This is a genomic window from Blastococcus sp. SYSU DS1024 (genome assembly GCF_054050795.1).
The window spans coordinates 1-19,310 of the sequence record NZ_JBJHAA010000028.1 but is presented as its reverse complement, the minus strand read 5'-3'; the positions used below and the strand labels follow the sequence as shown (position 1 = coordinate 19,310).

Genomic DNA, 19,310 nt, shown 5'->3' with positions numbered 1-19,310 from the left:
GCAGCCGGCGCGAGCCCTGGCCCGCGGTCGGGTCAGTCGATGCCGCAGATGCGCGGGCCGTCCTCGTTGACCACCGCGAGCTGGGCCGATCCGCCGCCGTCCCAGCGGACGGTCACCTGCTGCACCCGGGCGCCCTCGCCCGGGTCGTCCTCGACGTCGACGATCTCGGCGCCGCCCGGGCGCGAGTACTCGGCCGCCATGCCGGTGGCGTCCAGCCGCGCGCGCTCGTCCTCGCACAGCAGCTCGTACGCCGTCTCGGTGTCCCCGTTCGCGAGCGCCGCCAGGAACACCCCGGTGACCTCGGTGGCCTGGTCGGCGGGGCCACCCCGGACCAGGTACAGGACGCCGACCATGCCGACGGCCACCAGCACGGTGGCCACCAGGCCGCCGATCAGCCAGCCCTGCCGGCTGCGCGGCGTGCCGGTGTGCAGCGGCGCGGGGTCGTCGTCGTAGAGGAAGGGTCCCTGCGTCATCCGCCGCTCGTCTCCAGTTCTGCGCCCACAGGTGGGCGGGGGTCGTCCCGGTCGGCGAGCCAGCCCTCGGGCAGGGCGACGGGGCGGGGGGTGCTCGTCCGGCCGCGCGGCGCACCGAGGACGGCGGTCGGGTAGGGCTGGTCGGGGATGCCCGCGAGCAGCCCGGCCAGCTCGTCGAGGCTGCTGACCATAGCCAGCGCCCGGCGCACGTCCCCGCCCACCGAGAAGCCCTTGAGGTACCAGGCGACGTGCTTGCGGAAGTCGCTGCAGCCGTGGCGCTCGCCGTGCTCCTCGGCCAGCAGCGTCGCGTGCCGGTGCATGATCGCGGCCACCTCGGCCATGGTCGGCAGCGCCCGACGGGACTCGCCCGCGAAGGCGGCGGCCAGGTCGCCGAACAGCCAGGGCCGCCCAAGGCAGCCGCGGCCGATGACGACGCCTGCGCAGCCGGTCTCGGCGACCATGCGGAGCGCGTCGTCGGCCTCCCAGACGTCGCCGTTGCCGAGCACCGGGATGTCGACGGCCTCCACGAGCCGCGCGATGGGTGCCCAGTCGGCGGTGCCGCTGTAGAGCTGGTCGGCGGTGCGGCCGTGCAGCGTGATCGCGGCGGCGCCCTCGTCCTGGGCGATCCGGCCGGCGTCGAGGTAGGTGACGTGGTCGGCGTCGATGCCGATGCGGGTCTTGATGGTGACCGGCACGTCGCGGGCCGCCCGCACGGCCGCGCGCACGATGTCGCGCAGGAGCACCCGGCGCCACGGCAGCGCCGAGCCGCCGCCCTTGCGGGTCACCTTCGGCACCGGGCAGCCGAAGTTCAGGTCGATGTGCGCGGGCCGGGTGCCGGCGACGTCTTCGTCGACGAGCATCTCCACGGCCCGCCCGACGGTCGCGGGGTCGACGCCGTAGAGCTGGACGGAGAACGCGTCCTTCTCGTCCGCGGTCGCGCGGATCATGCGCAGCGTCTTCTCGTTCCGCTCGACCAGCGCCCGCGTGGTGATCATCTCGCAGACGTAGAGGCCGGCGCCGAACTCGCGGCACAGCGTGCGGAAGGCGGGGTTGGTGATGCCGGCCATCGGCGCGAGGACGACGGCGGGGTCGACGGTCAGCGCACCCAGCCGCAGCGGCGGCAGGGGCGCCGTCGTCGTCGGCTCGAGCGTGGCGGTCACGGAACCCAGCGTAGGCGGCGACGCCTGTCACCTTCGCCGCCCGGCCGGGTGAGCCGCCAGCAGGGTCGAGCCGCCTGGTCGTCCGTCCAGCCGCGCCACGACCCGGGTCGACGGTCGGCGGTGCGACTCGAGCCGCACGCCGTCCCCCGGCCGGCGCCGGTCCACAGATTGGGCGGGGCGCGTCCCGGAGACGGCTGGTTGCCCGACGGTCGTCCCGTGACCACGCACCTGCACGTCCCGCTCGCCGTCGACGAACCCGCACGGCGGCGCCTGGGCATCTTCACCACTGCCGACCTCGCCGCTCGGGGCGTGACCGAGCGCGAAGTCCGGACGGCGACCCGCACGGGCGCGTGGGTGCGACTGCGCACCGGTGTCTTCGTCAGCGCCGCCGACCTCGCCGAGGTGGAGCGCACCGATCGCCGACCGGGCCTGGAGGCGCTGGCCGTCACGACCGCCCTGGCCCGTCCGTCCGCCGTCCTCAGCCGGGACAGCGCGGCCTGGGTGTGGGGGCTGCCCCGCCCGTTCCCGGCTCCGGTCGCCGTGCACCTGACCGATCCGCATCACTGGCGCCGGGGGCGCGGCTGGCTGATGACCCGGGCTGCGCTGCCCGACGACGAGGTCACCGTCCGCGGCGCCTACCGGGTGACGACGGTGGCACGCACGCTGGTCGACGTCGCCCGGGCCTGGCCGGAGATCCACGCCGTCGCCGCCGTCGACGCCGCCCTGCTGCGCGGCCTCACGACCCACGACGACGTGCGCCGCGTCATCGACCGGCAGGTGAACGTGCCCGGGATCCCGCGTGCCGGCCGCGCGCTGGGCCTCGCCGACGGCCGGGCCGAGTCGTGGCTGGAGACCTGCGGCCGGCTGACGTTCGCCGCGCTCGGGCTGCCGCCGTTCGTACCGCAGGTGGAGCTGCGTGTCGACGGTCAGCTGGTGAAGGTGGTCGACGGCTGGTACCCCGGGGCCGCGGTGGCGGTGGAGTTCGACGGCCGGATCAAGTACCGCCGACCGCAGTTCGACCGCACCGCGGAGCAGGAGCTGTGGGAGGAGAAGCGCCGGGAGGATCTGCTCCGCTCGGTCGGGGTGCGGTTCCTCCGAGTCCTGTACGAGGACCTCAACGGGGGGCGTCGACGACTGGACCGGTCGGCACGGCGGCTGCTCGCCGTCCGCGGCCCCGAGGGGCGGGAGTTCCTGGCGGTGCCGCGGCCCGCGGGCCGCGCGCGCGGTCACGCCGCTGGGGACGACGGATGGCTCGCCCGGGTCGAGGACGGCGTCGGCCGACCGGGTTGACCCGCACCGGCGCCCCGGGAGCCGCGCCGTGGCGCGGCGCACCGGTCGGCCGTGCGGGTTGACCCGCCGCACGGCCGACCGGCTTTCACCAGTGGGACGACACGAGCTCAGAACGGGTAGACGCGCGGCTCCACCTGCATGCTGATCCAGCGCAGCTCGGTGAAGGCCTCGATGCCGGCGAGCCCGCCGAACCGCCCGTACCCGCTGTCCTTCACGCCACCGAAGGGCATCTGCGCCTCGTCGTGCACGGTGGGCGCGTTGATGTGGCAGATGCCGGACTCGATCCGCCGGGCGACCTGGAACCCACGCGCGGCGTCGCGCGTGAAGACGGCGGCCGACAGCCCGTAGGCGCTGTCGTTGGCCGCGGCGACCGCCTCCTCCTCGCTCGCGACCCGGGTGATCGTGACGGCCGGGCCGAAGATCTCCTCGTGGAAGATCTCCATGTCCGGCGTGACGTGGTCGAGCACCACCCCGGGCATGATCGTGCCCTGCGGCTCACCCTTCGTCAGCACCTTCGCCCCCTTGGCGACGGCGTCGTCCACCAGTCGCTGGATGTGCTCGACGGTGCTCGTGCCGATGACCGAGCCGAGGACGACGTCGCCCGTGCGCGGGTCGCCGATCGGCAGCGACTCCACCCGGGCGACCAGCTTGGCGACGAAATCCTCGGCGATCGACTCGTCGACGATGATCTTGTCGGTCGACATGCAGACGTGCCCCTGGTTGACGAAGCCGCCGAAGGTCGCCCCCTGGACGGCGGCGTCGATGTCGGCGTCGTCGAGGACCAGGAGCGGGTTCTTGCCCCCCAGCTCGAGGAGCGCCGGCACGAGGTGGCGGGCGCAGACCTCGCCGATGATGCGGCCGACCCGGGTGGAGCCGGTGAAGTTGAGCCGGCGAACAGCCGGGTGGGCCACCATCGCCTCGGTCACCTCGGCGGCGTCCTCCGGGGCCACGGTGATGACGTTGACGACGCCGTCGCCGAGGCCGGCCTCGACCAGGATCTCCCCGAGCAGCATGTGCGTGGCCGGCGAGAGCTCCGAGCACTTGAGGACGACGGTGTTGCCGGCGGCGAGCGGGAAGGCGACGGCGCGGGTCGACAGGATGACCGGCGCGTTCCACGGCGCGATGCCGATCACCACACCCGCCGGCTGGCGGATGCCCATGCTCAGGCTGCCGGGGATGTCCGAGGGGATCACCTGCCCGCCCACGTGCGTGGTGAGGCCGGCGGCCTCCCGCAGCATGCCCGCGGCGAGGTGGACGTTGAAGTGCCCCCAGCCCGCGGTCGCGCCGCACTCGGCGGCCATCCGCTCGACGAAGCGGTCGGTGTTCGCCTCGAGGAGGTCGGCCGCCTTCAGCAGCAGCCGCCGGCGCTCGCCCGGCGTCGTGGCCGCCCACTTCTGGAACGCCGACGCGGCGGCGTCGACGGCCCGGACGGCGTCCTCGACCCCGGCGGCCGGCGAGCGCGTCACGGCCTCGCCGCTGACGGGGTTGGCACGGTCGAAGGTCCGGCCGCCGGCGGCGGGGACCTGCTCGGTGCCGATGAGGAGATTGGTCTCGAACATGGGAGCTCCTTCTACTGGGGGTCGCGCTTCGCGGGGAGGGGAGATCCGCCCGCGTGTGCGCTGAGGCCCGGTTCCAGAGCTCGGAACCGGGCCTCGGCGCACACGCACGGGGTCGGTCAGCAGCCGGGGAGCCGCGCCGCGAGGTAGGACTCGACCTGGTCCAGGGCGACGCGCTCCTGGCTCATCGAGTCGCGCTCCCGGACAGTGACCGCCTGGTCCTCGAGGGTGTCGAAGTCGACGGTGAGGCAGAACGGCGTCCCGACCTCGTCCTGGCGGCGGTACCGGCGGCCGATGGCGCCGGCGTCGTCGAAGTCCACGTTCCAGTTCCGCCGCAGCGTGGCGGCCAGGTCGCGGGCCTTGGGCGAGAGGTCGGCGTTGCGCGACAGCGGCAGGACGGCGGCCTTCACCGGCGCCAGGCGCGGGTCGAGCTTGAGCACCGTGCGGGTGTCGACGCCGCCCTTGGCGTTCGGCGCCTCGTCCTCGGTGTAGGCCTCGACGAGGAACGCCATGAGCGAGCGGGTGAGCCCGGCCGCCGGCTCGATCACGTACGGCGTCCAGCGGGTGTTGCTGGCCTGGTCGAAGTAGGACAGGTCGGTGCCCGAGTGCTGGGTGTGCGTGGACAGGTCGAAGTCGGTGCGGTTCGCGATCCCCTCCAGCTCACCCCACTCCGAGCCCTGGAAGCCGAAGCGGTACTCGATGTCGACGGTGCGCTTCGAGTAGTGCGACAGCTTCTCCTTCGCGTGCTCGTAGTGCCGCAGGTTGTCCGGCGAGATGCCCAGGTCGGTGTACCAACGGGTGCGCTCGTCGATCCAGTACTGGTGCCACTCCTCGTCGGTGCCCGGCTCGACGAAGAACTCCATCTCCATCTGCTCGAACTCGCGGGTGCGGAAGATGAAGTTGCCCGGGGTGATCTCGTTGCGGAAGGACTTGCCGATCTGGCCGATGCCGAACGGGGGCTTCTTGCGCGCGGCGCCCATGACGTTGGCGAAGTTCACGAAGATGCCCTGCGCGGTCTCCGGGCGCAGGTAGTGCAGCCCCGACTCGTCCTCGACGGGGCCGAGGTAGGTCTTGAGCATCATGTTGAAGTCGCGCGGCTCGGTCCACGCACCCTTGGTGCCGCAGTTCGGGCAGGCGATGTCGGCCAGCCCGTTCTCCGGGGCGCGCCCCTTCTTGGCCTCGAACTCCTCCTCGAGGTGGTCGGCGCGGAACCGCTTGTGGCAGCTCTGGCACTCGGTGAGGGGGTCGGTGAAGACCCCGACGTGGCCGGAGGCGACCCACGTCTGGCGCGGCAGGATCACCGAGGAGTCCAGGCCGACGATGTCGTCCCGGCTCTGGACGACGGTGCGCCACCACTGGCGCTTGATGTTCTCCTTGAGCTCGACGCCCAGCGGGCCGTAGTCCCAGGCGGAGCGCGTACCGCCGTAGATCTCCCCGGACGGGAACACGAAGCCCCGTCGCTTGCAGAGGTTGACGACCTTGTCGAGGCGGGCGGCGTCGTGCTTGGCGGTGCTCACGCGGAGAGGCTCCATCCGGCTGGCGGTCGGCGGTTGACCTCTAGACGGTAGTCGGCAGGTCCCGTGCCCCCGGGACGGGCGGTGCACGTTCCGCCCGCGGGAACGATCACCCGGTCTCGTAGACACCCGGTTCGTCGAGGGCGTGCACCCAGACCGGCGCCCCGGCGATCTTGACCTCGGCCGCCGAGAGCCCGCGCCGGTAGGCGCCCACGCCGTCCCAGCGGGTCACCAGGGCCCACAGGGTCGGGTCGTCGGCGGCGCGCCCCAGCTCTCCGCCGCGGTACCCCGGTCGGACGGCCAGCGCGTCCAGCAGCCCGGCCACCGCCTTCTCGACGGCTTCCGCCTGCTCCGCGGTCACCCGCAGCCGTGTCACCGCGAACACCCCTGCTCCCCCCGTCCGGCCACGCCGGCATCCTCCGTCATCGTCCCGCCGCGGGCAGCGCCCGCCGTCAGAAGAAGTCGCAGACCGTCCCGTCGTCGCCGACGTGGACCAGCAGGAGGAACGGCTCGCCGTCGTCGAGCTCCAGGGTGAACGAGGCCATGTCGGTGGCGGACTCCACCTGGTGCTCGACCCCGTCGAAGGTCCCGCTGGTGAAACCCTGGCCGCCGAGGGTGTCGCGGTAGAAGTAGTCGCCCAGCACCTGCGCCGGGTCGTCACCGGCCGCGGCGTCGACCGCCGCCTCCTGGACCGCCACGCAGGAGAGGTCGAACGCGGCCTGGAAGTCGCCCTGGCCCATCGCCTCCACCCAGGCGAGGGCGACGTCGCCCGAGCCGGCGTACCGGCCCTCCTGCGCCGGCACGGGCTCGGCTCCCCGCGCGCCCCCGGGCAGCTGACCCGTGCCACCGAGGGGCGCCGACGAGGGCCCGCCCAGCGGCGTGGCGAACCCGCTGGCCCCACCCACGGACCGCTCGGCGCTGCGCCGTTCGCCGTCGCCTCCGTTCAGCAGGACGACCCACAGGAAGGCGAGACCGGCGATCAGCAGCACCGCGGCGCCGATCAGCCAGGGGAGCAGCGTCCGCTTCCGCGGACGGGCGGCCGACGGCCCCCCGGGCCCGCCGTACGGGGGTGGGCCGTAGGGCGGTGGGGCGGAGGGTGGTTGCCCGCCGTGCCAGGCCTGCTCGCCCGGGTGCGGCTGCTGGCCGGGGGCCGGGGGCTGCTGCCCGTACGGCGGCCGCCACCCGCCGCTCTCCCCCGGCACCGGGGCGGCCGGGGAGGGGCCGGCCGGCTGCGACCAGGCCGTCGCCCCGGAGCCGTCGGCCGGACCGGCTCCCGGCCGCTCGGCCGGGTCGGGTGGGCCGGCGGGCTCGTCACCGGTGGGGGGCTGGGTCATCGTCTCCGCTTCCGCTCGGTGCCGCGGCCGGCGGACTGCCCGGCTGAGCGGAAACGGTACGTCCGCACGGCGTCAGGCGGAACCGAATCGGCGCTGCCGGGAGGCGAACTCCTCGCAGGCGGCCCAGAGGTGCCGCCGGTCGAAGTCCGGCCACAGCGTGTCGAGGAAGACGAACTCGGCGTAGGCGGACTGCCACAGCAGGAAGTTGCTGGTGCGGTTCTCCCCCGAGCTGCGCACGAACAGGTCCACGTCCTCCATGTCGGGCTCGTCGAGGAACCGGGCGACCGTGGACTCGTCGATCTTGTCCGGGTTCAGCCGCCCCGCGGCGACCTCGCGGGCGATCGCGGCGGCGGCGTCGGCGATCTCCGCCCGGCCCCCGTAGTTCACGCACATGGTCAGGGTGAGGACGTCGTTGTCGCGGGTGAGCTCCTCGGCGATCTCGAGCTCCTTGATGACGCTGCGCCACAGCCTCGGCCGCCGCCCCGCCCAGCGCACCCGCACCCCGAGCTCGTGCATCTCGTCGCGGCGCCGGCGGATGACGTCCCGGTTGAAGCCCATGAGGAAGCGGACCTCCTCGGGGCTGCGCCGCCAGTTCTCGGTGGAGAAGGCGTAGGCGCTGATCGCCTTGACACCCAGCTCGATCGCGCCCTCGACGCAGTCGAAGAGCGAGGACTCCCCCGCCTCGTGCCCGGCGGTGCGGGGCAGCCCGCGCTGCTTGGCCCACCGGCCGTTGCCGTCCATGACGAGCGCGACGTGCCGGGGGACCTTGTCCTTGGGCAGCTGCGGCGGACGGACGCCGGACGGGTGGGGGTTCGGTGCCTTCACCTCACGCCTCATGCAGCAGGCTCATCTCCCGGCGGGGCGCCGACTCGGTCCGGTCCACCAGCGGCAGCGAGCGCAGTCCGCGCTCCAGGTGCCACTGCAGCAGCGCGGCGACCAGCCCGCTGCCCTCCCGTCGGTTGATGCCCTGGCTGGCCTCGGCGCGGGCCCAGTCACCGGTGAGGAGCGCGTCGAGCAGCTCGATGGTGACCGGGCTGGGCATCGCCGAGCCGGTGGGCCGGCAGGCCGGGCAGACGGTGCCGCCCGCGGGCACCGAGAAGTGCCGGTGCGGGCCGGCCTCCCCGCAGCGGGCGCACTCCGCGAGCGCGGGCTCCCACCCGGCCACCGACATCGCCCGCAGCAGGAACGCGTCGAGCACAAGCGGCGCGGGGTGGGCCTTCTCCCCCAGCGCCCGCAGCGCGCCCACCACCAGCAGGAACAGCCGGAGCGAGGGCTCCTTCTCCTCCGCGGTGAGCCGGTCGGCGGTCTCCAGGACGGCGGTGCCGGCGGTGTAGGCCGGGTAGTCGGCCACGACCTCCTGGCCGTAGGACCGGATCGACTCGGCCTGGCTGACGATGTCGAGCGTCCGCCCGGTGTAGAGCTGCAGGTCCACGTGGGTGAACGGTTCGAGGCGGGCACCGAACTTGCTCTTGGTGCGGCGCACGCCCTTGGCCACCGCCCGCACCTTGCCGTGCCGGCGGGTGAGCACGGTGACGATCCGGTCGGCCTCACCCAGCTTCTGGGTGCGCAGGACGATGCCCTCGTCCCGGTAGAGCGCCTTGGGGGTGTGCGCGCTCACCTCAGTAGCCCAGCCGGTTGAGCTTCTTCGGGTCGTCCTGCCACTCCCCGAGGACGGTCACGTGCAGCTCCAGGTGCACGCGGGCGTCCAGCAGCGTCTCCATGCCGTGGCGGGCCTCCGTGCCGATCGCCTTGATGATCGAGCCACCCCTGCCCAGCAGCATGGGCTTCTGGCTGGGCCGCTCGCAGTGCAGCAGCGCGTGCACCTCGACCAGCTCGCGCCCGGGGGCCTTCGGATCGGGGCGGCGGTGCAGCTCCTCGATCGTCACCGCCAGGGAGTGCGGCACCTCCTGGAACACCTTCTCCAGCGCGGCTTCCCGGACCAGCTCGGCCAGCTGCCGCTCGGTGTCCTCGTCGGTGGTCTGCTCCTGCGGGTACAGCGGCGGCCCCTCCGGCAGCAGGCCGATCAGCAGGTCCTCCAGCAGCTCGACCTGCTCGCCCTTCACCGCGCTCACGGGCACCACCTCGGCGGCCTCGACCAGCTGGCTGGCCGCCATCAGCTGCTCGGCGACCTGCTTCTTGCCCGTGGCGTCGGTCTTGGTCACCACGAGCACGATCGGGGCCCTCACCTCCTGCAGCTGGCGGGCGATGAACCGGTCCCCGGTGCCGACGGGCTGGTCGGCCGGGACGCAGAAGACCACCACGTCGACGTCGGCCAGCGTGTCGCGGACGACGTCGTTGAGCCGGCGGCCGAGCAGGCTCTTGGGCTTGTGCAGCCCCGGGGTGTCGACCAGCACGACCTGGCCGCCGGGCCGGTGGACGACGCCGCGGATGGCGTGCCGGGTGGTCTGCGGGCGGTTGCTGACGATGCCGACCTTCTCGCCGACCATCGCGTTGGTCAGCGTGGTCTTGCCGGCGTTGGGACGCCCGACCAGCGCGACGAAGCCACTGCGGTACGGCTGGTCAGGGACGGTCACGCGGGCAAGTCTCCCACCGGCGACCGACAACGCCGCGCGCCGGAGTCCGCCGCGCGGCGCCGCGGTCCCGGGGATGCCGCGTCAGGACCAGGGGCGGCCGGTCCGGTCGCGGCGGGCGGCGTCGAGCCGGCCGAGCGTGCGGACGCCCGTCAGGACCTCACCGGCCAACCGCCGGCCCGCCGCGGACCAGGAGGCCACCGGCTCCCGGGGAGTCCCGCCCGCCGGCCGCCCCAGCGACCGCAGGACGAGCACCAGCAGGAGCAGGAAGAGCAGCGTCGTCACACCGTCGACCCTGCGCGCTCCGCACCCGCGGCGGAAGCGGCAGGAAGGTCCATCCGCGCAAGGAACCTGCCAGCCTCCGGTGGGCACTCCCGGACGCCGAGAACCGACCGGCTGGGATGATCGGGGCGTGCCAGGACGACAGCGGAACCGGTCGCAGCCACCCCGCGCGGCGGCGGACCGCGCCCGGCGGCTGCACGTCGAGCAGGTGCGCGGCCACCGCTTCGTGGCCGGCTGGGGCCCGAAGCGCTCGGCGACCGTCGTCCCCGCTCCGCTGCGCTACTGGCAGTACCGGCCCGGAGGCCCGTTCGCGGCCGGCGCCGCCGCGCTCGTCGTCGTCCTGTGGCTCGGCCTGTTCGGCTGGGTCGGCGGCTGGCCGGCCGTCCGCGCGGAGCTGCCGCTGGCGCTCCTCGCCGGCCTGGCGGTGTACCTGCTGAACACCCGCCGGGTCACCGTCTCCGACCACGGGCTCTCGTTCGACGTGGCCGGGAGCCGCACCGAGCCGCGAGCCGTCGTCCCCTCCGCGCTGGTGCAGGAGGTGCGTGTCGGCCCCGCCCCGGCGGACTGGCCCCGGCCGGAGAAGCGCGGTGGGTGGTGGCCGGGGCGCACGCGGGTCGCCGTCCGGTACCTGGGCGACGACGGCGAGCAGTCGCTCACCCTGTGGGTGCGCGACCCGGCGGCGTTCGCCGACGCGCTCGGGGCCCCGCTGACCCGCTAGACGGAGGTGCGCAGGACGCCGTCGGGGGCGGCCAGGTGCACGGGGGCACCGGCGGTGAGGTCGCGGACGGCGGCCAGCCCGGCCGGCTCCACGGCCTCGGCCGCGGAGACGACGACGGCGGCCTCCAGCCCCTCGACCCCGCTGGAGACGGCGGCCGCGACGGCGGCCTGGAGCGCGGTGAGGGTCAGCGAGGGCAGCGCCACGCTCGCCGCGACGTAGGTGCGGCCGTCGGTGTCGCGCACCGCGGCACCCTCGGTCGCGCCGGTGCGCGCCCGCGCCGACCGGGCGAGCGTGACGAGCTTCGTGTCCTCGGGGTGCAGGTCAGCCACGGGGCGTCAGCCTTCCACCACGCCGGCGGGCTGCTCCGCCCGGGTGGCCCCCGACGGCTGCTGCTCGTCGGTGGCCTCCTCGCCGTCCTCCGACGGCTCGGGCAGTCGGCAGACCAGCAGGGTGTCGATGCGGTTGCGGCGCCCACCGGTGCTCTCGGCGACCAGCCGCAGGCCACCCACCTCGGCCGCCGCCCCCTCGATCGGCACCCGCCCCAGCTCGCGGGCGAGCAGCCCGCCGACGGTCTCCACGTCATCGTCCTCGGGGAGCTCCACCCCGGGGAACACGTGGGCGAGGTCCTGCACCGGCAGCCGGGCGGTGACCCGCGCCGAGCCGTCCTCGAGCTGCTCGATCTCCGGCCGCTGGAAGGCGTCGTGCTCGTCGGCGATCTCCCCGACGATCTCCTCGAGGATGTCCTCGATGGTGACCAGGCCGGCGAACCCGCCGTACTCGTCGACCACGATCGCGATGTGGATTCGCTGCGCCTGCATGTCCCGGAGCAGCTCGTCGACCGGCTTGGACTCCGGGACGAACGTCGGCGGGCGCATGAGCTCCTCGACCTTGGGCCCACTGCGGTCCTGCAGGTTCTGCGAACGGCGGACCAGGTCCTTGAGGTAGACCACACCCACCACGTCGTCGACGTTCTCGCCGATCACCGGGATCCGGCTGAAGCCGCTGCGCAGCGCCAGCGCCAGCGCCTGGCGCACCGTCTTGGTGCGCTCTATCCAGACGACGTCGGTGCGCGGGACCATGACCTCGCGGGCGATCGTGTCGCCCAGCTCGAACACCGAGTGGATCATGTTCCGCTCACCGGACTCGACGACCCCGCGCTCCTCGGCCATGTCGACCAGCTCGCGCAGCTCCACCTCGGAGGAGAACGGGCCGTCCCGGAAGCCACGCCCGGGGGTGATCGCGTTGCCGACCAGGATCAGCAGGCTCGCCACGGGCCCGAGCACCCGGCCCAGCAGCCGGACGACCCCGGCGGAGGCCAGCGCCGTCCCGTAGGCGTGCTGGCGGCCGAGGGTGCGGGGCCCGACTCCGACGAGCACGTAGCTGACCACCGTCATGACCCCCGCGGCGGCCAGGACCGCCTGCAGCGTGCTGTCCCACAGGTCGAAGAAGAGCAGCGCCACGATGACCGCGGAGACCATCTCGCAGACGATCCGCAGCAGCAGGAGCAGCGAGACGTGCCGCGCCCGCTCGGCGACGATCTCCTCCAGCGCCGCCGCGCGCTTCACCCCGTCCCGGCGCAGCTCCTCGACGCGGGCCTTCGAGACCCGCTGCAGCGCCGCTTCCATCGCGCCGAACAGGCCGGCGAGCGGAACCAGGCAGATGGCGATCACCAGGGTGGTGATCGCGCCGGCAGTCATCGGGGACCGGTCTCCTGACCCGCCGGCGCGCCGGTCACCGGCTCACGGGGAGCGGCCCGCCAGGCGTCGATGAGCTTCGTCTGGAGGCCGAACATCTCCTTCTCCTCGTCGGGCTCCATGTGGTCGTAGCCCAGGAGGTGGAGGACGCCGTGGGTGGCCAGCAGCACCAGCTCGTCGTCCATCGAGTGCCCGGCGGCCCGGGCCTGCCGGACGGCGACCGCGGGGCACAGCACGATGTCGCCGAGCAGCGCCGGCCCCGGCTCGGGGTCGTCGGGCCGGCCGCTGTCGAACTCGTCCATCGGGAAGGCCAGCACGTCGGTGGGGCCCTTCTCGCCCATCCACCGCTCGTGCAGGCTGCTCATGTAGTCGGGGTCGACGCAGAGCACGGAGAGCTCGGCCATCTGGTTGATCTTCATCTCGCCGAGCACGAAGCGGCAGACGCCGGCGAGCTCGGCCTCGTCCACGGCGATCTCGGACTCGTTGGACACCTCGACGGGCACGGCGGTCAGCTCCCCTGCCGGCGCGGTCGGGAGGTGCGGACCGGTGGCGCGCCGGCGGCCGATCGGCTGGTGGGTGCCTGACGGGTCGCGTCCCAGCGCTCGTAGGCGTCGACGATGTTGCCGACCAGCCGGTGGCGGACGACGTCGGAGCTGCTCAGGTTGGCGAAGTGCACGTCCTCGATGCCGTCGAGGATCTCGCGGACGATCTTCAGCCCGCTCTGCGCACCGCCGGGCAGGTCGACCTGCGTGACGTCACCGGTGACGACGATCTTGGAACCGAAGCCGAGCCGGGTGAGGAACATCTTCATCTGCTCGGCGGTGGTGTTCTGCGCCTCGTCGAGGATGACGAACGCGTCGTTCAACGTCCGGCCACGCATGTAGGCCAGCGGGGCGACCTCGATCGTGCCCGACTGCATCAGCCGCGGGATCGACTCGGGGTCGACCATGTCGTGCAGCGCGTCGTACAGCGGCCGCAGGTAGGGGTCGATCTTCTCCGAGAGCGTGCCGGGCAGGTAGCCCAGCCGCTCCCCCGCCTCGACGGCCGGCCGGGTCAGGATGATCCGGTTGACCTGCTTGGTGGTGAGCGCCTGCACCGCCTTGGCCATGGCCAGGTACGTCTTCCCGGTACCGGCCGGGCCGATGCCGAAGACGATCGTGTGCTGGTCGATGGCGTCGACGTAGCGCTTCTGGTTCAGCGTCTTCGGCCGGATGGTGCGGCCGCGGCGGCTGATGATGTCCAGGCTCAGCACGTCGGCCGGGCGTTCGGAGCCACCGGCCTTGAGCATCGCGATCACCCGGCGCACCGAGTCGGGCCGCAGCTGCTGACCGGTGCCGAGCAGCGCGATCAGCTCGTCGAAGACCCGGACGGCGAACGCGTTGTCGGCCGGCTGCCCGGTGACGGCGATCTCGTTGCCGCGCACGTGCACGTCGGCGTCGAGCTCGGCCTCCACGAGCCGGAGGAGCTCGTCGCCCGAGCCGAGCAGGGCGACCATGGACACCGCGTCGGGAACGGCGATGGTGGTCCGCACGGGTGGGGGGACGGCGCCTGCCGGCGTGCCGGCGGGCGGGGCGGACGTAGCGGCGAGCGTGCCGTCCGCCGCGGCGGCCTGCGCCGAGGCCTCACGCGACGTGGGAGCACCTGGCACGGGGACGTTCGGGGAGGTGTCGGGCAAGAACCCTCGACCCTGCCTTCCTGCGACGGCGAAGTGCGGGGGGACCCGCACTGGTGACCGCTCGACTCTACCCGCGCCCGGACCCGCGAACCCCGGCTCGCCCCGGCGGGGTCATCGCCCCCGGTAGCTCGCCTTGCCCGGGCCCTCGGTGAGGAACGAGGCGACGGCGCCGCGGAGGTCCTCGGTGGCGAAGAGCGGTCCGGAGACCTCCGGCACCAGCGCGTCGGCGGCGCGGGCACCCTCGCGGACCGCGACGGTCGCCAGCCGCTTGGTGGCTGCGTGCGCCACGGTGGGGCCGGCCGCGACCCGGCGGGCGTACTCCCGCGCCGCCTCGGCGAAGCCCTCGTCGGGCAGCACCCGGTTGACGACGTTCCAGCGCTCCAGGACCGCGGCCGGGTAGCGCTCCCCGGTGTAGATCAGCTCCTTGGCCCGGGCCGGCCCGGCCCGCTCGGCCAGCCGCTGCGGGCCGCCCATCGACGGGGTGAGGCCGACGACGATCTCCACGAGCCCGAACGACGCCTTCTCCGCCGCCAGCAGGATGTCGCAGGAGAGCGCCAGCTCGAAGGCCGCGGTCAGGCAGAGCCCGTGCGCCGCGAACACGGTCGGGACCGGCAGGTCCTCGAACGCGTTGGCCACGCGCAGCAGCCGGGCCCACAGCTCACCGCCGCGCTCCGCCGGCTCCGGCCCCTCCGCGATGTCGCGGAAGTAGCTGACGTCCACCCCGCCCGAGACCACCTTGCCGCGCGCCTCGACCAGCACCGCACGGGCCCGGTCGGCCCGCGACGGATCGGTCAGCGCGACCAGCTCGCCCGCCACGGTCTCCATCGCGTCGAACGTCGCGGCGTCGAACAGGTTCAGCGGCGGGTTGTCGAGGACGACGACGGCGACGTCACCGTCGCGCTCGACGCGGAGGGGGGCGGTGGGATCGGCCATGCCCTCACCCTCTCAGCCCGGGCCCGGGGTCGCAGCGACGGCCGTCCGGAAGCCCGAGCTGCTCAGCCGGGGGGCCAGCCGAGGTCGCGGCCGCCCAGGACGTGCAGGTGGACGTGGTGGACGCTCTGCCCGGCCTGCGGACCGGTGTTGGTGACGAGGCGGTACCCGGGTGCGGCACCGCCGTCGGTCACCAGGCCCTCCTGGGTGGCCACCGCATGCGCCCCGGCGACCACCTCGCCGAGCAAGCCCGGGTCCGCCGCCACCAGGGCCCCGGCGGTCGCGTGGTGCTCCTTGGGGATGACGAGGACGTGGGTCGGGGCCTGCGGGTTGATGTCGCGGAAGGCGAGCACCCGGTCGGTCTCGTGGACGACGTCGGCGGGGATCTCGCCGGCGACCATGCGGCAGAACAGGCAGTCGGTCACGCGCCGACCCTAGAAGGACCCCCGTGCCTCCCACCACTCGCTCGCTCGCGGCGGGACCCCGCACGGGGGCCGTTCCAGCACGTCACCGCCCCCACCACTCGCTCCGCTCGCGGCGGGACCCCGCACGGGGGCCGTTCCAGCACGCCGGCGGTCAGCCGCCGCTGTCGACCCCCAGGTACGCCTGCACGATCCGCTCGTCGGCGAGCAGCTCGTCGGCCGGCCCGGAGTGCACCACCTCCCCGCTCTGGAGCACGTACCCGTGGTCGGCGGCGCGCAGCGCCCGGCGGGCGTTCTGCTCCACCAGCACCACGGTGGTGCCCGAGGCGCGGATCTCCTCGATGACGCGGAAGACCTCGTCGACGATCTTGGGGGCCAGCCCCATCGACGGCTCGTCCATGAGCATGACCTTGGGTCCGGCGACGAGGGCGCGGGCGATGGCGAGCATCTGCTGCTCGCCGCCGGAGAGCGCTCCGGCCGGCAGCGCCCGGCGCTCGGCCAGCACCGGGAACCGGTCGTACATCGCGTCGACGGAGCTCGCACCGCTGGTCCCGGAGTGCCACGTGCCCATCTGGAGGTTCTCCTCGATGGTGAGCGTGGCGAGGATCTGCCGGCCCTCGGGCACCTGCACGAGGCCCCGGCCCACCAGCTTGTGCGCCGGGGTTCGGGTGATGTCCTGGCCCTCGAACGTGATCCGCCCACCTGCCGGCCGCAGCATGCCGGAGACGGCGTTGATGACCGAGGACTTGCCCGCCCCGTTCGCGCCGACGAGGGTCACCAGGGAGCCCCGCTCGGCCCGGAAGGTGACGTCCCGGACCGCCTCGACCCGCCCGTAGGTCACCCGCAGGTCCTCGACGGTGAGGATCGGATCGCTCATCTCGCATCCCCCGGGGTGTCGGGCGTGTCCAGGGTGCCGGCGGCGCCGGGTCGCACGTTGGCGACGGCATCCGGCGGCACGTCGTCGTCGGCCGCGGTCGGGTCCACCCGGCTGCCGTCGGCGATCGAGCCCCCACCGTCGTCGTCCCCGGCCGAGCCCAGGTAGGCCTCGATGACCACCGGGTCGTTCGCGACCTGGTCCGGCGCGCCGCTGGCGATCACCTCGCCGAAGTTGAGGACCACGACCCGGGTGCAGGTCTGCAGGACCATGCCGACGTTGTGCTCGATGAACAGGATGGTCAGCCCGTCCCGCGCCAGCGACCGGATCAGCTCGGACAGCCGCGCGGCCTCGACGCGGTTCATCCCCGCGGCCGGCTCGTCCAGGATCAGCAGGGACGGGTCGGAGGCGAGCGCGCGGGCGATCTCGAGCCTGCGCTGGTCGCCGTAGGAGAGCGCCTCCGCCCGGCTGGCGGCGAGCTCGGTCAGCCCGACGCGCTCCAGGCAGCGGGCCGCCTGCCGCAGCGCGGCCCGTTCGTCCCGCCGCGCCGAGGGCAGCCAGAGCAGCCGCCGGAGGAAGGTCGGCCGGCTGACCAGGTGGGCCCCGACCAGCACGTTCTCCAGCGCCGACAGCCGGTTGAAGAGCTTCGAGTGCTGGAACGTGCGGCTCACACCCGCCGCCGCGATCCGGTGCACCGGCGTGCTGCCGATCGTCGTCCCGAGCACCGTCGCACTGCCGGAGCTGGGCGGGACCAGCCCGCTGATCATGTTCACCAGCGTCGTCTTGCCGGCGCCGTTGGGGCCGATCAGGCCGACGACCTCGCCGGCCCGGATCTCCAGGTCCACGCCCCGGACGGCGTGCACCCCGCCGTACTCCTTGCCCAGGCCGGCCAGGGTGACCACCGGCTCTCCCGCCGCCGGGTGGCGGCGAGCAGCCAGGCCGGTGGCGTCGTCGTCGGCGCCCTCGGAGGGCATGCGGGTCCGGCGCGGGATCAAGCTCGCCAGACCACCCGGCAGGAAGAGGATGACGACCAGCAGGAGCAGGCTGGCGAGGAACGGCCGGATCCAGCCGGCCTCCACCCCGACCGCCCGCTGGAGCTCCGGGATGATCGTCTGGAAGCCGCTGCCCAGCAGCGGCCCCAGGAACATCGTGGAGCCACCGACCACGGCGGTGACCAGCCCCTCGACGGCCGCCGTGAAGTCGAAGTCGTTGGGGGCGATGAGCCGGACGTAGTAGGCGTAGAGCACCCCGTACAGCCCGGCGACGGCGCCCGCGGTGACGAACGCGGCGAGCCGGTGGCGGCCCACGTCGATGCCCATGGAGCGGGCGGCCAGCTCGTCCTCCCGGATGGCCTCCAGGGCCCGGCCGTAGCGCGAGCGCCCCATCCGCCAGAACCAGTACGCGACCAGCGCGAGCGCGGTCCACGCCATGCCGACGGTCAGGACCCGGGGCACGCCCAGCCCCTGGGCGCCGCCGGTCCACTCCTGGTTGAGCAGGACCACACGGACGGCCTCGGCGAACCCGAGGGTGGCGATGGCCAGGAAGACCCCGCGCAGGTGCATGGTCGGCAGGCCCAGGACGACCGCGCCGAGCGCACCGACCGACATGCCGATCGCCACGGCGATCAGCAGCGCGGCGACGTCGCCGACGTCGGCGCCGCTGGGGGCGAGGTAGGCGCCGGAGAACGCCGCCAGGGAGGCGAAGCCGGCCTGGCCGAGGCTGAGCTGCCCGGCGATCAGGACGGCGTAGAAGGAGTAGGCGAAGATCGCCCCGAGGGCGATGAAGGTGAGCGTGGTGGCGTACTGGCCCAGCATCAGACCTCCCGGACCTTCCGCGCGCCGAGGAGCCCCTGCGGGCGCAACAGCAGGATCACGAACAGCAGGCCGAACGCGATGACGTTCACCCACGACGAGCCGATGTACTGGACGGCGAACACCTCGGCCAGGCCCAGCAGCAGCCCGCCGATGAGCGCCCCGGGCAGCGAGCCCATGCCGCCGACGATGATGACCGCCAGGCCCTTGAGCTCGATGGCCGCGCCCATGCCCAGCTGGGCGGTGTTCACGTTGATCGCGAACAGCACGCCGGCGACCGCGCCGAGCGCGGAGGAGATCGCGAAGGTGACCGCGGTGACCCGGTCGACGTTCACGCCGAGCACCCGCGCCGCCGTCGGGTTCTCGGCGACCGCGCGCATCCCCCGGCCCAGCCGGGTGCGGGTGACCATGTAGGTCAGCGCCACCATCAGGGCGAGGGAGACGGCGAGGATGACCACCTGCACGAGGGTCACCTGGGCGCCGAACACCTCGTACCGGGTGTCGGGGAACGAGCCCGGGGGGAAGCGGCGGGTGTCCGGGCCGTAGCGCCACTGCAGCAGCGCGATCAGCATGCCGGCGAGCGCGATCGAGGAGATCAGCCCGGCGAAGTGCGCGTCGGCCCGGCCCTTGAGCGGCCGGAACGCCACGCGCTCGATGACCAGGCCCAGGACGGCGCCGAAGACGAACACGATCGGCAGCGCGGCCCAGAGGGACAGCCCGCCCCGCTCGACCAGCTCGATGCCGACGAAGGCGGAGGCCGCGAAGACCGCGGGGTGCGCGAGGTTCAGCCGGTCGAGGATGCCGAACACCAGCGTGAACCCGATGGCGAACAACGCGTAGATGGAGCCGATGAAGATGCCGTTGAGGAGCTGCTGCACAGCGTTGCCTGTTCTCGTCGTGGATGCCCGGGCACGGTAGCCGACACGCGTCCGGGGGCCCGGTCCGAGGACCGGGCCCCCGGCAGGGTGGCGGCGCGGGGGGGGGGGGGGGGGGGGGGGGGGGGGGGGGGGGGGGGGGGGGGGGGGGGGGGGGGGGGGGGGGGGGGG

At 73.9% G+C, this 19,310-nt stretch carries 21 protein-coding genes; 2 read left to right on the top strand and 19 right to left on the bottom strand.

Going from position 1 to position 19,310, the window contains the following annotated elements; all coding sequences use genetic code 11:
* Positions 1–32 precede the first annotated feature (32 nt).
* Positions 33–473 carry an Rv0361 family membrane protein gene (locus ACI79S_RS18895; RefSeq protein WP_456594983.1) on the bottom strand — a complete coding sequence of 147 codons (441 nt, stop codon included), beginning with the start codon at positions 471–473 and terminating at the stop codon, positions 33–35.
* The gene (gene dusB, locus ACI79S_RS18890; protein WP_456594982.1) at positions 470–1,633 is read right to left on the bottom strand and encodes a tRNA dihydrouridine synthase DusB; all 1,164 of its coding nucleotides are present in this window, start codon (positions 1,631–1,633) and stop codon (positions 470–472) included. The genes ACI79S_RS18895 and dusB overlap by 4 nt, the downstream gene beginning before the upstream one ends.
* 216 nt (positions 1,634–1,849) lie before the next feature.
* Between dusB and ACI79S_RS18885 the strand changes: the two genes are divergently transcribed.
* Complete coding sequence (locus tag ACI79S_RS18885; RefSeq protein WP_456594981.1) at positions 1,850–2,923, top strand: type IV toxin-antitoxin system AbiEi family antitoxin domain-containing protein; 1,074 nt, start codon at positions 1,850–1,852, stop codon at positions 2,921–2,923.
* 107 nt (positions 2,924–3,030) lie between these two features.
* Here ACI79S_RS18885 and ACI79S_RS18880 read toward each other — a convergent pair whose 3' ends face one another.
* The 8 genes from ACI79S_RS18880 to ACI79S_RS18845 all read right to left on the bottom strand — a co-directional run bounded on the left by ACI79S_RS18880 (position 3,031) and on the right by ACI79S_RS18845 (position 10,143).
* On the bottom strand, positions 3,031–4,482 hold the full coding sequence (locus ACI79S_RS18880) for an aldehyde dehydrogenase (protein ID WP_456594980.1): 1,452 nt from the start codon (positions 4,480–4,482) through the stop codon (positions 3,031–3,033).
* A gap of 116 nt (positions 4,483–4,598) precedes the next feature.
* Positions 4,599–5,996 (bottom strand): glycine--tRNA ligase, encoded by a 1,398-nt coding sequence (locus ACI79S_RS18875; RefSeq protein ID WP_456594979.1) that lies wholly within the window; start codon positions 5,994–5,996, stop codon positions 4,599–4,601.
* Positions 5,997–6,102: 106 nt separating this feature from the next.
* Positions 6,103–6,378, bottom strand: coding sequence for an antibiotic biosynthesis monooxygenase family protein (locus tag ACI79S_RS18870; protein WP_456594978.1), 276 nt, complete (start codon positions 6,376–6,378; stop codon positions 6,103–6,105).
* Between the two features lie 67 nt (positions 6,379–6,445).
* Positions 6,446–7,327 (bottom strand): hypothetical protein, encoded by an 882-nt coding sequence (locus ACI79S_RS18865; protein ID WP_456594977.1) that lies wholly within the window; start codon positions 7,325–7,327, stop codon positions 6,446–6,448.
* Positions 7,328–7,399: 72 nt separating this feature from the next.
* On the bottom strand, positions 7,400–8,152 hold the full coding sequence (locus tag ACI79S_RS18860) for an isoprenyl transferase (RefSeq protein ID WP_456594976.1): 753 nt from the start codon (positions 8,150–8,152) through the stop codon (positions 7,400–7,402).
* 1 nt (position 8,153) lies between these two features.
* The gene (recO, locus tag ACI79S_RS18855; RefSeq protein ID WP_456594975.1) at positions 8,154–8,945 is read right to left on the bottom strand and encodes a DNA repair protein RecO; all 792 of its coding nucleotides are present in this window, start codon (positions 8,943–8,945) and stop codon (positions 8,154–8,156) included.
* Between the two features lies 1 nt (position 8,946).
* The gene (gene era, locus ACI79S_RS18850) at positions 8,947–9,861 is read right to left on the bottom strand and encodes a GTPase Era (RefSeq protein ID WP_456594974.1); all 915 of its coding nucleotides are present in this window, start codon (positions 9,859–9,861) and stop codon (positions 8,947–8,949) included.
* Between the two features lie 81 nt (positions 9,862–9,942).
* Positions 9,943–10,143, bottom strand: a complete 201-nt coding sequence (locus tag ACI79S_RS18845) for a hypothetical protein (RefSeq protein WP_456594973.1) — start codon at positions 10,141–10,143, stop codon at positions 9,943–9,945.
* Positions 10,144–10,270: 127 nt separating this feature from the next.
* Here ACI79S_RS18845 and ACI79S_RS18840 point away from each other — a divergent pair, with 127 nt between their 5' ends.
* Positions 10,271–10,858 carry a hypothetical protein gene (locus ACI79S_RS18840; RefSeq protein ID WP_456594972.1) on the top strand — a complete coding sequence of 196 codons (588 nt, stop codon included), beginning with the start codon at positions 10,271–10,273 and terminating at the stop codon, positions 10,856–10,858.
* Here the strand turns inward: ACI79S_RS18840 and ACI79S_RS18835 are convergent.
* The 9 genes from ACI79S_RS18835 to ACI79S_RS18795 all read right to left on the bottom strand — a co-directional run bounded on the left by ACI79S_RS18835 (position 10,855) and on the right by ACI79S_RS18795 (position 19,142).
* Positions 10,855–11,187 (bottom strand): cytidine deaminase, encoded by a 333-nt coding sequence (locus ACI79S_RS18835; RefSeq protein ID WP_456594971.1) that lies wholly within the window; start codon positions 11,185–11,187, stop codon positions 10,855–10,857. The genes ACI79S_RS18840 and ACI79S_RS18835 overlap by 4 nt on opposite strands.
* A gap of 6 nt (positions 11,188–11,193) precedes the next feature.
* Positions 11,194–12,555 (bottom strand): hemolysin family protein, encoded by a 1,362-nt coding sequence (locus ACI79S_RS18830; protein ID WP_456594970.1) that lies wholly within the window; start codon positions 12,553–12,555, stop codon positions 11,194–11,196.
* Positions 12,552–13,055: an rRNA maturation RNase YbeY gene (gene ybeY, locus ACI79S_RS18825; RefSeq protein ID WP_456594969.1), complete on the bottom strand. Its 504-nt coding sequence runs from the start codon at positions 13,053–13,055 to the stop codon at positions 12,552–12,554. Before ybeY ends, ACI79S_RS18830 begins: the two co-directional genes overlap by 4 nt.
* A 5-nt stretch (positions 13,056–13,060) precedes the next feature.
* The gene (locus tag ACI79S_RS18820) at positions 13,061–14,083 is read right to left on the bottom strand and encodes a PhoH family protein (RefSeq protein WP_456594968.1); all 1,023 of its coding nucleotides are present in this window, start codon (positions 14,081–14,083) and stop codon (positions 13,061–13,063) included.
* Positions 14,084–14,338: 255 nt separating this feature from the next.
* Positions 14,339–15,160 carry an enoyl-CoA hydratase/isomerase family protein gene (locus ACI79S_RS18815; RefSeq protein WP_456594967.1) on the bottom strand — a complete coding sequence of 274 codons (822 nt, stop codon included), beginning with the start codon at positions 15,158–15,160 and terminating at the stop codon, positions 14,339–14,341.
* Positions 15,161–15,222: 62 nt separating this feature from the next.
* The gene (locus ACI79S_RS18810; RefSeq protein ID WP_456594966.1) at positions 15,223–15,582 is read right to left on the bottom strand and encodes a histidine triad nucleotide-binding protein; all 360 of its coding nucleotides are present in this window, start codon (positions 15,580–15,582) and stop codon (positions 15,223–15,225) included.
* A gap of 151 nt (positions 15,583–15,733) precedes the next feature.
* Positions 15,734–16,456 carry an ABC transporter ATP-binding protein gene (locus ACI79S_RS18805; protein ID WP_456594965.1) on the bottom strand — a complete coding sequence of 241 codons (723 nt, stop codon included), beginning with the start codon at positions 16,454–16,456 and terminating at the stop codon, positions 15,734–15,736.
* Complete coding sequence (locus tag ACI79S_RS18800; protein ID WP_456594964.1) at positions 16,453–18,267, bottom strand: branched-chain amino acid ABC transporter ATP-binding protein/permease; 1,815 nt, start codon at positions 18,265–18,267, stop codon at positions 16,453–16,455. Before ACI79S_RS18800 ends, ACI79S_RS18805 begins: the two co-directional genes overlap by 4 nt.
* On the bottom strand, positions 18,267–19,142 hold the full coding sequence (locus ACI79S_RS18795) for a branched-chain amino acid ABC transporter permease (protein ID WP_456594963.1): 876 nt from the start codon (positions 19,140–19,142) through the stop codon (positions 18,267–18,269). Before ACI79S_RS18795 ends, ACI79S_RS18800 begins: the two co-directional genes overlap by 1 nt.
* Positions 19,143–19,310 lie beyond the last annotated feature (168 nt).